The organism is Klebsiella sp. 4_1_44FAA, from assembly GCF_000238715.1.
Lineage (GTDB): Bacteria > Pseudomonadota > Gammaproteobacteria > Enterobacterales > Enterobacteriaceae > Klebsiella > Klebsiella pneumoniae.
On record NZ_JH414802.1, the window covers coordinates 396,545 to 409,559 of the forward strand.

General features: G+C 57.2%; 12 protein-coding genes and 1 pseudogene. 7 read left to right on the top strand and 6 right to left on the bottom strand.

What is annotated here, in order from left to right:
- Positions 1-107 precede the first annotated feature (107 nt).
- Genes HMPREF1024_RS08640 through HMPREF1024_RS08630 form a run of 3 tightly spaced genes read right to left on the bottom strand, consistent with a single transcriptional unit; the run spans position 108 to position 3,783 of the window.
- Complete coding sequence (locus tag HMPREF1024_RS08640) at positions 108-1,367, bottom strand: glycerate kinase (protein WP_004179454.1); 1,260 nt, start codon at positions 1,365-1,367, stop codon at positions 108-110.
- Between the two features lie 2 nt (positions 1,368-1,369).
- Positions 1,370-2,458, bottom strand: a complete 1,089-nt coding sequence (locus tag HMPREF1024_RS08635; protein WP_002901724.1) for a tartrate dehydrogenase — start codon at positions 2,456-2,458, stop codon at positions 1,370-1,372.
- Positions 2,459-2,472: 14 nt separating this feature from the next.
- Complete coding sequence (locus HMPREF1024_RS08630; RefSeq protein ID WP_009309106.1) at positions 2,473-3,783, bottom strand: MFS transporter; 1,311 nt, start codon at positions 3,781-3,783, stop codon at positions 2,473-2,475.
- A 128-nt stretch (positions 3,784-3,911) separates the two neighbouring features.
- Here HMPREF1024_RS08630 and HMPREF1024_RS08625 point away from each other — a divergent pair, with 128 nt between their 5' ends.
- Complete coding sequence (locus HMPREF1024_RS08625) at positions 3,912-4,820, top strand: LysR family transcriptional regulator (RefSeq protein ID WP_004183698.1); 909 nt, start codon at positions 3,912-3,914, stop codon at positions 4,818-4,820.
- Positions 4,821-4,862: 42 nt separating this feature from the next.
- Here HMPREF1024_RS08625 and HMPREF1024_RS08620 read toward each other — a convergent pair whose 3' ends face one another.
- Positions 4,863-5,321 carry a MarR family winged helix-turn-helix transcriptional regulator gene (locus HMPREF1024_RS08620; protein WP_004210757.1) on the bottom strand — a complete coding sequence of 153 codons (459 nt, stop codon included), beginning with the start codon at positions 5,319-5,321 and terminating at the stop codon, positions 4,863-4,865.
- A 74-nt stretch (positions 5,322-5,395) separates the two neighbouring features.
- Here HMPREF1024_RS08620 and HMPREF1024_RS0126975 point away from each other — a divergent pair.
- Positions 5,396-6,344: pseudogene (locus HMPREF1024_RS0126975) on the top strand (zinc-binding alcohol dehydrogenase family protein).
- 108 nt (positions 6,345-6,452) lie between these two features.
- Here the strand turns inward: HMPREF1024_RS0126975 and HMPREF1024_RS08615 are convergent.
- A complete protein-coding gene (locus HMPREF1024_RS08615; protein ID WP_004151911.1) occupies positions 6,453-6,653 on the bottom strand; it encodes a hypothetical protein in 201 nt (66 codons plus the stop codon).
- Positions 6,654-6,771: 118 nt separating this feature from the next.
- Between HMPREF1024_RS08615 and HMPREF1024_RS08610 the strand changes: the two genes are divergently transcribed.
- The 3 genes from HMPREF1024_RS08610 (at position 6,772) to ybiX (ending at position 10,800) form a co-directional block, all read left to right on the top strand.
- The gene (locus HMPREF1024_RS08610; RefSeq protein WP_004176498.1) at positions 6,772-7,479 is read left to right on the top strand and encodes an SDR family NAD(P)-dependent oxidoreductase; all 708 of its coding nucleotides are present in this window, start codon (positions 6,772-6,774) and stop codon (positions 7,477-7,479) included.
- A 309-nt stretch (positions 7,480-7,788) separates the two neighbouring features.
- Positions 7,789-10,074, top strand: a complete 2,286-nt coding sequence (locus tag HMPREF1024_RS08605) for a catecholate siderophore receptor Fiu (protein WP_009309109.1) — start codon at positions 7,789-7,791, stop codon at positions 10,072-10,074.
- A gap of 48 nt (positions 10,075-10,122) precedes the next feature.
- On the top strand, positions 10,123-10,800 hold the full coding sequence (gene ybiX, locus HMPREF1024_RS08600; RefSeq protein WP_004140326.1) for a PKHD-type hydroxylase YbiX: 678 nt from the start codon (positions 10,123-10,125) through the stop codon (positions 10,798-10,800).
- 84 nt (positions 10,801-10,884) lie between these two features.
- On the opposite strand, the gene ompW is transcribed toward ybiX, so the two are convergent.
- Positions 10,885-11,523, bottom strand: coding sequence for an outer membrane protein OmpW (gene ompW / locus HMPREF1024_RS08595; RefSeq protein ID WP_002901634.1), 639 nt, complete (start codon positions 11,521-11,523; stop codon positions 10,885-10,887).
- Positions 11,524-11,792: 269 nt separating this feature from the next.
- Between ompW and HMPREF1024_RS08590 the strand changes: the two genes are divergently transcribed.
- Positions 11,793-12,206, top strand: coding sequence for a YkgJ family cysteine cluster protein (locus tag HMPREF1024_RS08590; RefSeq protein WP_002901633.1), 414 nt, complete (start codon positions 11,793-11,795; stop codon positions 12,204-12,206).
- Between the two features lie 25 nt (positions 12,207-12,231).
- Positions 12,232-12,975, top strand: coding sequence for a YciC family protein (locus tag HMPREF1024_RS08585; protein WP_009309110.1), 744 nt, complete (start codon positions 12,232-12,234; stop codon positions 12,973-12,975).
- Positions 12,976-13,015: the final 40 nt, after the last annotated feature.

Genomic DNA, 13,015 nt, shown 5'->3' on the forward strand with positions numbered 1-13,015 from the left:
CAGGCGATGCGCTTTAGCGTGGAAATGGATGGCGGGCGGATACCGAAGATTTGAACTATGTTGAAAGGGAAAAATATCGCTCTCCCTGGCACAGGAGAGCGATACAGTCAGGCAATCAATATTGCCCGAATATCATTGACGTTGGTTAACGTCGGGCCGGTGATCAGCAAATCATTAAGCGCGTGAAAATAGCAGTAACTATCATGGCCATCCAGATATTGCACTGCATTAAGACCGCTCAGCTTGCCGCGCGCAAGCGTATCCGGGAAGACGATCGCACCTGCGGCATCTTCTGTGCCATCAATACCATCGCTATCTCCCGCCATGGCCCAGATACCGTGTTCCCCCTGGAGCGCACAGGCCAGACTGAGTAAAAACTCGGTATTGCGGCCCCCTTTTCCAGGCTGAGTGTTGTTTACTGTCACCGTGGTTTCGCCACCTGACAACAGCACAGCAGGCCCTGAAATCGGGTGACCATACTGCTTCGCCGATCTCGCCATACCGGCCATGACCACCGCCACTTCCCTGCTTTCACCTTCTATAGCATCCCCCAAAATAAGGGGGGTGAACCCATGTTGTCGTGCGGCCAGAGCCGCCGCCGCTAACGCCATCGCCGGCGTGGCGATAAGCCTGACCTCGCCTGTCGCGGCGTTTTCCACCGGGCCGGCCGGCTGGTTTAGCCGTTCGCTAACGGGCTTCGGTATCGCAATGCCATACCGCTGCAGTACCCGGAGCGCATCACGTGGTGCGCTGTTATCGGCAACGGTGGGGCCAGACGCTACGTCCGTCGGATTATCGCCAGGCACATCGCTGATAATCAGTGATACGATGCGCGCCGGTTGCGCCATGGTCGCCAGCTTTCCGCCTTTCACCGCTGAGAGATGACGACGTACCAGATTCATCTCTTTGATGCTGGCCCCGCTATGGAGCAGGGCCCGGGTGATGGTCTGCTTATCTGCCAACGTTAACCCCGGGGCGGGCAGCGCCATCAGCGCCGACCCTCCCCCTGAAATCAATGCCAGCACCAGATCATCGGCAGTTAAACCGCGCAGCGTCTCCACAATCAGCATTGCGGCAACCTCGCTCATGGCATCTGATACGGGATGAGCCGCCTCAATAATGCGGATGCGGCCCGCAGGAACCGCGTAACCGTAACGCGTCACCACCACGCCCGACACCGCCACATCCGGCCAGGCCGCATCCACGGCAGCCGCCATTGCCGCGGACGCTTTACCCGCACCGATCACCACACAACGGCCGCGAGGTTTTTCCGGCAGGTTAGCCAGGGTCACCGGCCCGGCGCGGGCACTGTTGACCGCATGTTGAAAGATATCCTGCAGGATCTCTGCAGCCTGTTCGTTATTCATGTTTATGCGGTCTCGGCAATGTCAGCTTTAGCGTCAATGTAGTGCACCACGGCGCGTGTCACCTCCGCGGTATTGGCTGAGCCACCGACATCTGGCGTCAGAATGCCTTTTTCACACACATACTCAATGCTTTCCATAATCAGCGCAGCGGCATGGCGTTCGCCCAGATGTTCAAGCATCTGTACCGCGGTCCAGAAAGTGGCAATGGGGTTCGCAATCCCTTTGCCGGTGATATCGAATGCGGAACCATGGATCGGTTCGAACATGGAAGGGAAGCGGCGTTCAGGATCAATATTCGCGGTCGGCGCTACGCCCAGACTACCCGCCAGCGCGCCAGCCAGATCGGAAAGGATATCGGCGTGCAGATTGGTGGCAACGATGGTATCCAGGGTTTGGGGATGCAACGTCATACGGTGCGTCATGGCATCGACCAACATTTTGTCCCACTGCACATCCGGGAATTCCTGCGCCACTTCAGCGGCAATCTCATCCCACATCACCATACCATGGCGCTGGGCGTTGGATTTGGTCACCACGGTCAGCAGTTTACGTGGACGAGACTGTGCCAGTCTGAAGGCATAGCGCATAATGCGTGTCACCCCAACACGGGTAAAGATTGCCACTTCGGTACCGACTTCTTCAGGTAAACCACGGTGGGTACGGCCGCCGTTACCAGAATATTCACCTTCGGAGTTTTCGCGCACGATGACCCAGTCAAGATCGCCAGGCCCGCGGTTGCGCAGCGGTGAAGTGACGCCCGGCAGAATTTTGGTGGGTCGCACATTGGCGTACTGGTCAAAGCCCTGGCAAATAGGCAGCCGCAGGCCCCAGAGTGTGATGTGGTCAGGGACATCCGGGGCCCCCACCGCGCCGAAGTAAATGGCATCAAATGCTTTCAGCATGTTCAGCCCTTCTTCCGGCATCATCACGCCATGTTTTTTGTAATAGTCTGACCCCCAGTCAAAGGTCTCTATATCAAATTTCAGTTGCGGATCGTGGCGCGTCAGCGCGTGCAAGACTTCAATACCTGCCGAAATGACTTCCGGTCCGATACCGTCCGCAGGGATGGCAGCAATTTTGTAGTGACGCATCGTTACTTCTCCAGTTAATGAGTATGAGGATGTGGAAGCTCTGCCGTCGGCGATTTGTTCGCTCTGGCAGAAAGAATCATGACCACGAGGGCCGAGAGCGCCAGCAATCCGGCGACAAAGTACAGGCCCCAGCTGTAGCTACCGGTTTGCTCGCGGATCACGCCAATCATCATCGGGCCAACGAAACCGCCGAGGTTGCCGATGGAGTTGATAGCGGCAATGCCAGCGGCCGCAGCCGGGCCGCTGAGGAACAGGGTTGGCATGCTCCACAAAGGGGGTTTTGATGCGCTAATCCCCACGGTGACCAGCGTTAAGGCGACCATTACGGTAAACAATGTGCTGACATTACCGGCGTATATCAGCCCGGCAACCGCCAGCAGGCAGGCGCCAATGACGTGCCAGCTGCGCTCTTTGGTTCGATCGGAATGACGCGCCCAGAGGATCATGGCGATGACGCCGATCACCGCCGGAAAGGCGTTCAGGAAACCAATCTCCAGCGAGGAAGCACCGAAACTGCGAATGATTTGCGGGGACCAGATGCCAAGCGTATACAGCCCGGCTGAGGTACCGAAATAGACCAGCGCCAGCGCCAGGACGCGTATATCCGCTAGCCCTCGCCATGCGCTGGAATGGCTCTGTTTTGCCGCCCGTGCCCGCTCCTCGTCTTGCATGGCGTTTTCCAGCCAGGCACGCTCTTGATCAGTCAGCCATTTGGCCTTGGCCGGACGATCCGTCAGGAAGAACAGAACCACAACACCGAGCACCAGCGCCGGCAAAGCTTCCAGTACAAACATCCACTGCCAGCCGGCGTAGCCAAGGAAGCCATGCATCTCCAGCAGTGCGGCCGAAACCGGCGATCCCAGTGCTGTCGACAGGGGAGCTGCGGCCATAAAGATGGCAGTGACCTGCGCACGCCTGGCGGCAGGAAACCAGTAGCTGAGATAGAGAATGATCCCCGGGAAGAAACCGGCTTCCGCCACGCCGAGCAGAAAACGCAGAATGTAGAAGCTCGTCGTGCCCTGCACAAAAGCCATGCAGCCAGAGACGAATCCCCAGGTAATCATGACGCGGGCGATCCAGATGCGGGCGCCCACTTTATGAAGAATTAAGTTTGACGGTACCTCAAACAGAAAATAACCCAGGAAGAAAATTCCAGCGCCCAGACCAAAAACGGTGGGTGAAAATCCCAGATCCTGATTCATGGTCAGGGCGGCAAAGCCAATGTTGACGCGGTCAAGGAAGGCAATGAAGTACAGCAGCATGATGAAAGGAATAATGCGCAGGGTAACCTTACGCATCACCTTCTTTTCGAGGTCGTTTTTCATGACGGGATGCTCCATAGTGATGTAGGGTTGTTATCGTTTTGTAATAATCCCAGTATGAAGTTTTGAACCGCTTTATCATCGGCTCGGCTTTATATAAATAATTTGTATAATCAGGTTTTGGTGAAAAAATGGATATAAATCAGCTACGTTGCTTTGTGGTGTTAGGTGATGAGCTTCACTTTGGCCGGGCTGCCCGTAAACTCGAAATGATGCCTGCGTCACTGAGTCGCTTTATTAAGCTACTGGAAGATGATTTGGGGATCAGGCTACTGAATCGATCGACCCGCAACGTGTCGCTAACACCTGAAGGCGCCGCCTTTTTAAATGAGGCCAAAACGGTCATTGCTGATTTCGATGCGCTACGGCAGCGATTCCGGAAAAATAGCCTGTTGCAGAAAAGAACGTTGCGGATCGGGGCTATCGACAGCGCAGCCAAAGGATTACTTCCTGAATTGCTTAATCTTTTCGTCAGGCGTTTTCCTGAAGCAGATATTCATCTTACAGAAGATAAATCTCACAAACTTATCCCCCGACTCATTTCAGGGTGGCTGGATGTGGTTTTTGTGCGCCCGCCGGAACACATTGATGCCATGCTGACAACGCGATTTATTGCCAATGAAACTTGCGTGCTCGCCGTGCCCACTAACCACCGGCTGGTCAGTTATGATGAAGTCAGTATCGATGACTTTCGGCACGAGCCTGTTATCTTGCCGGAAAGACGCACCCGGCGTCACAGCCATGACCTGACAATGAATATTTTCAAAGAGGGGGGCAGCATGCCTGTCATCGCGCAGTATGCTGAAGAGAAGCAGACTATCCTGAGTTTTGTTGCCGCAGGACTCGGCATTGCTCTGGTGCCAGCGTCCTATAAAGACATGAATGCCGACGGCGTGAAATACCTTGCGCTCACGCCGAAAAAGCATGTCGAAGGGCTCCCCCTCAGCGCGATGTGGCATCAGGGAAACAACACTCTCTATGTGAGATCCCTGCTGGAGATACTTTCCGACAACATCGACGAACTGACCCGTGAGTTGTGACGCAAAAGCTAATTGTTGCGCCAGGCGGCAACACACGAGAATTTAGCCTGGTTGCTGCAAACTGTCGGCGTATTTGCGCGTTAAGCGAAACAGCGCCTGCACTTCATCTTCCGGCCACTGCGCCAGCACCTGATTCATTAACCGCCGCCGCGCTACCGCAATACTGTCGATCATCTGTTGTCCGCTGGCGCTAAGCGTCACTTCGCTGATCCGTCGATCATGACGGTTCGGTTGCTTACAGGCGAGTCCCTGGGCTTCCAGTTTTTTCACCTGGCGGCTGACGGTGGTGTAATCGCGCCCTAAATGATCCGCCAGTTCAACCACCCCCACCGGGCCATGGCGCCCTACCGCCACAAGCAGCGGAAACAGCATCTGTTCCAGCTGGACGCCGGCTGCCTGCAGGATCTGCTCATCGCGCAGCGGCTGGTTCATTACGCTGATGATATCCAGCAGCGCGCCGTGAAAGTCGGTAATGTCGTAGTCATTATGTGCATCTTGCATGTATTAATTTTCCGCGTATAGTGCTGCAAAACAATATGTGTATTTTACACATAATTCCCGACAGGAGATAATTTATGAAAGCAGCCGTGGTTTTTGACCTCGCAGAAGGCCCGGTTTGGGCCGATTTTATCGACCCGCAGCCCGCGCCCGGCCAGACGCTCATTGACGTCCGCGCCGCCGCGATAAGCCATGTGGTTAAGGCCCGGGCATCCGGACGCCATTACAGCTTCGACGGCAATCTGCCCTTTGTGCCCGGTATCGATGGCGTCGGCACCACACCTCAGGGCCAGCGCGTCTACTTCGCCTTCCCCACCGCCCCCTTCGGCAGTATGGCGCAGCGGGCGCCGGTCGCCCTGCAGAATTGTCTGCCGCTGCCGGATGCGCTCGATGATATCCAGGCGGCGGCGATGGCCAACCCCGGTATGTCCGCGTGGGCAATCGCTGGTGACACGCGCCCAGCTTCAGGCCGGCGAAACGGTGCTGATTAATGGCGCCACCGGCAGCGCCGGTCAGTTGGCGGTGCAGATTGCCCGCTATCTGGGGGCGAAAAAAATCATTGCAACCGGGCGCAATGCGCAGTCGCTCGCGGCGCTGGACGCCGATGAGTGTATTCAGTTAACCGCTGATGATAAAACCTTGAGCGGGCAATTTTCAGCGGTCAGCGCCGCGCAGATCGATGTGGTCATCGATTACCTGTGGGGACATAGCGCGGAATTATTATTGCCGGCACTGGCGAAATATACCCCTGCCGGCAGTCCGGTGCGCTATGTGCAGGTGGGTTCCCTGGCTGGCGCCGATATCGCGTTAAATGGCGCAGTGCTGCGTTCCGCCCCGCTCCTGCTGATGGGCAGCGGGATCGGTAGCCTGTCGGTATCGCAGCTGCTGGCGGCGACCGGCGAAATGCTGCAGGCGGCGGTGCCGGGGAAATTGACCATCGCCACCACCCCGCGGCCACTGCAGGAGATCGCGGCGGCCTGGCCGCAGGACGACAGCCAGAAGCGCACGGTTTTCACCCTAGGATAAAAAATCGCTTCCGCACAAAAGATGGGGTTGATATCTTAAATGAGAAATATTATCTTTCTCATCACTGAATAGTTGAGTAAATCACTCGGGTATTCAGTACGACATTGCTCACATTGCTTCCAGTATTTTTGCCCGCACTTGTGCGGGCTTTTTTTTACTCGCGACACACCTCACGCACCCGCTGCCGCAGCCAGCGGTGGCCGGGGCCTGCTCCAGACGCGGATGCCACGCCTGCGAAACCGTAATCACCTCGGTACTGACCGGCAGCGGATCGAGGGCCGCCAGCAAATTAAAATCGGGATCGTTCATTATCGCTCCAGTCGCCAGACAGGGCGTTTGCTGCAAGATATGAGTGCACTGGCGGCGTCTTCCGCCCGATCTCGGGCCTGATTATAGTGAAGACCTCCTTTCTGCAGCGAGAGACATCATGAAATCCGATCAGCACAACACTATCCTCATCGTCGGCGCCTCGCGCGGCCTTGGCCATGCTATGGCGACGACGTTCCTGCAGCACGGCTGGGAGGTCATCGGCACCGTGCGCGATTTATCATCCCACACGCCGCTCCACGACCTGGCCAAGACGCATCCCCTGCGGCTACGCCTGGCGACGCTCGACATCCGCGATGAAGCCCAGCTGGCCGCGCTGCAGGCGACGCTTCCCCCGGCAAGCCTCGATATGCTGTTTGTCAATGCTGGCACCACCAATCGTGACCCATCGCAGACCATTGGCGACGTCTCCACCGAGGAGTTTTACCAGGTGATGCTCACAAACGCCCTGGCGCCGATGCGGGTTATCGAGCGCCTGCAGCAGGCAGTTAAACCGCAGGGGCTGCTCGGCGTGATGTCCTCCGGCCAGGGGAGTCTGACCAATAACCTTACCGGCCAGCGGGAACTCTATCGCGGGAGTAAAGCTGCGCTGAATATGTTCATGCGCAGCTTCGCCGCTCGCCCCTCCTCGGCCTCCCATCCGCTGGTGGTGATGGCCCCGGGATGGATCCGCACCGAGCTCGGCGGGGCAGATGCCCCGCTGACCATCGAAGAGACGATCCCACGCCTGGTGAACGTCCTGCTCGACAAACGGCAACGTCCGGGACTGGAGTATCTCGATTACCAGGGCCGTACCGTGCCCTGGTGATCCGTGCCGGAACAACCATCATATGGCCGCCCGGAAGTTAACCCCGCCCGGCGCGGCTTGCTACCGACCTTATTCTGCAGCACATTCCCTATATTTCCGCTTTATCGTTCAAAAAATGTGAATTATGTAAATCGAAGTGAAGAAAGTTGTTTTAAGGTTAACTTTTCTATGTAAATATTAAGGCAAATGATAACTATTCTTTTTATCATTTATAGAATCACACCGGGTCAGCGCAAGCCAGACGACGAATAACGTCGCTTTTGCGCGGTGTGATATGTGCTCATAACAAAAAATAAGCCTGCATTTATCATGGAAAAAAACGCTTCTCTGCCTTTCGGCAGTTTCAACTCATTGGCATTGTTTACAGGTCTGTGTCTGGGAGCCTCGCCGGCAGCAGGCATCGCAGCGGAAAATTCGGTCAAAAATAGTGAAGAGACGCTGGTAGTGGAAGCCGCTCCGCCTTCACTCTACTCCCCCGGCGCTTCCGCCGATCCCAAGTTCAATAAACCGCTGGTCGATACCACCCGCACCATCACCGTGATCCCGGAACAGGTGATTAAAGATCAGGGCGTCACCAACCTGACTGACGCCCTCAAAAACGTTCCCGGCGTGGGGGCGTTTTATGCCGGGGAGAATGGCAGCTCAACCACCGGGGATGCCATCTTTATGCGCGGCGTGGATACCTCTAACAGCATCTATGTGGACGGCATTCGCGACATCGGCAGCGTGACGCGCGATACCTTCAATAGCCAGCAGGTGGAAGTCATCAAAGGGCCCGCCGGCACGGACTATGGCCGCAGCGCGCCCTCCGGCTCGATCAATATGATCAGCAAGCAGCCGCGCCTTGACTCCGGGATCGACGGCTCGGCCAGCATCGGCAGCGCCTGGTCGCGCCGGGGCACTCTCGACCTGAACCAGGCGTTTAGCGACAACGCTGCGTTCCGTCTGAACCTGATGGGGGAAAAAACCCATGACGCTGGTCGGGACCGCATTGAAAACGAACGCTATGGCATCGCACCGTCGCTAGCCTTCGGCCTTGATACCCCAACTCGTCTGTATCTGAACTATCTGCACGTCCGGCAGAACAACACCCCGGATGGCGGGATCCCTACCGTCGGCCTGCCGGGCTATTCGGCGCCTTCGCCGAAGTATGCCGCACTCAACTCCACCGGGAAGGTCGATACCAGCAATTTCTATGGCACCGACTCCGATTACGATAAATCTACTACCGACAGCGGTACCCTGCGCTTCGAACACGATCTGACGGAGAATACCACCGTGCGCAATACCACCCGCTGGTCGCGAGTGAAACAGGAGTATCTTTTGACCGCGGTGATGGGCGGCGCGAACAATATCACCGCCCCCGATATCAATGACGTCAACACCTGGAGCTGGTCGCGTCTGGTTAATACCAAAGATGTCAGCAACCGCATTCTGACCAACCAGACCAATATCACCTCGACCTTCGATACTGGCTCGATAGGCCATGACGTCAGCGCCGGCGTGGAGTTTACCCGGGAAAACCAGACCAACTATGGCGTTAACGCCAGGACCGCGCCGGCGGTGAATCTCTACCATCCGGTGAGCAACCTGTCGATTGGCGGGCTGGACAGAAACGGGGCGAACGCCAACGGCCAGACCGATACCTTCGGGATTTATGCCTTTGATACGCTGACGCTGACCGAGCGGATTGAGATCAACGGCGGGCTGCGTCTCGACAATTACCATACCAAATATGACAGCGCCACCGCCTGCGGCGGCAGCGGACGCGGGGCTATCGCCTGCCCGCCCGGACAGTCGACCGGCAGCCCGGTCACCACTGTCGATACCGCTAAATCCGGCAATCTGGTTAACTGGAAAGCCGGGGCGCTGTACCGCTTAACCGAGCAGGGCAATGTCTACGTCAACTACGCCATCTCACAGCAGCCGCCGGGAGGCAGCAGCTTCGCCCTGGCCGCCAGCGGCAGCGGCAACAGCGCTAACCGAACCGACTTTAAGCCGCAGAAGGCAAAATCCAGCGAGCTGGGCACCAAGTGGCAAATCTTCGACAACCGTCTGCTGCTCAGCGCGGCATTATTCCGCACCGATATTGAAAACGAAGTGGCCGCCAACGATGACGGAACCTGGTCGCAGTACGGCAAAAAGCGCGTGGAGGGGTATGAACTCTCCGCGACCGGAAACCTGACCCCGGACTGGACGATTATCGCCGGCTACACTCAGCAGCATGCGACAGTGACGGAGGGACAGAACGTTGCACAGGATGGATCTTCCGCCCTGGCCTACACCCCGAAACATGCCTTTACGCTGTGGACGCAGTATCAGGCCACCAGCGATCTGTCCGTCGGCGGCGGTGTGCGCTATGTCGGAAGCCTGCGCCGGGGCAGCGATGGTGCGGTCGGTACCCCGGATCACACCGAGGGCTACTGGGTTGCCGACGCCAAACTGGGCTATCGGGTCAACAGCAACCTCGATCTGCAGCTCAATATGTATAACCTGTTTGATACCGATTACGTGGCCTCCATCAACAAGAGCGGCTATCGCTATCATCCGGGCGAACCCCGGACCTTTATGCTGACGGCGAACGTCCATTTCTGAGTCTGCGCGTGGGGCCGTTGCGCCCCACCTTTTAGAGAGAACACCGCGATGATGTATCACATTCCTGACGTGCTATCGACAGACCAGGTGGCGGAATTTACCCGGCAGCTGGCGCAGGCCGAGTGGGTCGACGGGCGGGTTACGGTGGGTAGCCAGGGGGCGGCCGTCAAACAGAACCAGCAGATCGATACCCGAACGCCGCTGTATGCCCGCCTGCAGGCCGCTGTGCTCGATATGCTGCGCGGCCATCCGCAGTTTTTTTCCGCCGCGCTGCCGCGGACGATTTCCGCGCCGTTGTTTAACCGCTATGGGCCAGGGGAGACCTATGGTTTTCACGTCGATGGCGCCGTTCGCCAGAACGGCGAGGCGGGCTGGATGCGCACTGATCTGTCAGCGACGCTGTTCCTTTGCGATCCGGAGAGCTATGAGGGTGGCGAACTGGTGATTGAAGACACCTATGGCCAACATCGGGTGAAGCTCCCGGCCGGGCATCTGGTGCTCTATCCCGCCAGCAGCCTGCACTGCGTCACCCCGGTCACCCGCGGCGTCCGCCAGGCCTCTTTCCTGTGGATCCAGTCGATGGTCCGCGACGATAAGCAGCGTGCGATGCTTTACGACCTGGACCGCACCATCCAGTCTCTGAAGGCCCGCTTTGGCGACGGAGAAGAGGTCCTCTCCCTGCTCAACATGTATCACAACCTGCTGCGCCAGTGGACGGAAGTGTGATCCGCTGTTGATGACAGAGGCTTGCGGCAGACAGGTGTGACGAGACAATGAACTGGCCATCCGTTGGCCAGTTTACAGAAGAATTTAGAACCGATAGCCTGCGGAGAACATAAACACCCACGGATCCAGACGGGTGCTGACTTTCTGGTCCACGCCGCCGGCTTTGAATTTCACATCGGTATCGATATCCATGTACCACACCGACATATTCAGCAGCCAGTCGCGGTTTATCAGATAATCGAGGCCGACCTGCCCCGCCGCGCCCCAGGAGTCCTTCAGGCTCAGATCGGAAAGCCCGGCCGCCTTGCCGGTATCGTTAAAGTCTTCATTAAAGAAGGTGGTGTAGTTGATACCGGCCCCCACGTACGGGCGCACCTTGCTTTGCGCATCGCCAAAGTACCACTGCGCCATCAGGGTGGGCGGCAGCTGATGGACGGTGGCGATAGTCCCGGTTGGCCCGGTGCCGACCTTATGGCGGAATGGCGTCGCGGCAAGCAACTCCACGCCAATGTTATCGGTCGCCATATAGGTAAAGGTTAAACCCAGCTGGGTATTGTTACTGACGTTGAAACTGCCAAGGCTGCCTAACACATTGTCAGAGCCCTCCGTCGGTCGGACGGTGGCGGTCCCGGCACGAATGAAAAACTCCCCCGCCTCATGCGCCCAGACGCTGCCGGTAGAAAGCGTGCCAAGAATCAATGCCGCCGCTGCTAACTTCTTCATATCCACTTCCTCATTATGGTTTTTCAGCGCGGCCAAATATACCTATAACGAGTTACGTTTGATCTGTTTTAGATCACACTAAGTCCTCAGATTTAACATTTATTGATCCAGATTAATTTTTGCTACCGATCGCAATGCCTTGAATTGTTCGCACATCAATTTTCACTTTTCGCGCAAAAATTTATTTCTGCCCCTCTTGCCGTCGCTGAGGCGGCTGGATAAGTTAACTGCCGACAATCTGTGTTGATGCGTTTTTTTCAGGTGTAATTATGAGTGAAATCAACCCGTGCATGACGTGCGGTGCCTGTTGTGCGTATTTTCGAGTCTCTTTCTACTGGGCGGAAGCCGACGATGCGGGCGGCCTGGTGCCCTCCGCGCTGACCGAACCGCTGACCCCTTTCCTGCGCTGCATGAGCGGCACCAACCAGCGCCAGAGTCGCTGCGCGGCCCTGTCTGGCGATATCGGCGACGCCGTTCACTGCACTATTTATGAAAACCGGCCTTCGCCGTGTCGCGAATTCGCCATGTCCGGGGAAAATGGCGAGGAAAACGATGCCTGCAACCGGGCGCGGGCGCGCTACGGCCTGCCACCATTGCGGCCTCTTTACAAAGATATACCTGCCCTGACCGGCGCAGAGAGTGCTACGACGGAACGATTTGCGGTACAATCGCCGGCTAGTTAACACCTGCGACACTCAAGGAGAATGCATGTCTATCACGGCGAAGTCCGTCTACCGTGACACCGGGAATTTTTTTCGTAATCAGTTCATTACTATTTTACTGATTGCGCTGTTGTGCGCGTTTATTACGGTAGTACTTGGCCATGCCTTTTCACCCAGCGACGAGCAGCTGTCGATACTCAGCGAAGGCGATAACCTCGCCGGTAGCGCCGGGCTGTTCGAGCTGGTGCAGAACATGACGCCGGAGCAGCAGCAGGTTCTGCTGCGCGCCTCGGCGGCATCAACCTTCTCGGGTCTGGTAGGTAATGCGATCCTCGTCGGCGGCATCCTGCTGCTGATCCAGCTGGTCTCCGCCGGTCATCGCGTTAGCGCCCTGCGCGCCATCGGCGCCTCGGCGCCGGTGCTGCCCAAGCTGCTGCTGCTGATCCTGTTCACCACCTTCCTGGTGCAGATGGGGATGATGCTGGTGCTGGTGCCCGGCGTGCTGCTGGCCATCGTGCTGGCCTTTGCGCCGATCATGCTGGTACAGGACAAAATGGGCATCCTCGGCGCCATGCGCAGCAGCATGCGCCTGGCGTGGGCCAATCTGCGGCTGGTGGCGCCGGCTATTATCGGTTGGCTGGTGGCGAAAACCCTGCTGTTACTGTTTGCTTCCAGCTTTGCCGCCCTGACGCCAAACGTCGGCGCGGTGGTGATTAATACCATCAGCAACCTGATTTCCGCCCTGTTGCTGATCTATTTATTCCGCGTGTATATGCTTATCCGCAGCTAATTTTAACCAGGACCGGGGCCTTCCCCGGTCCGTCCTGAAA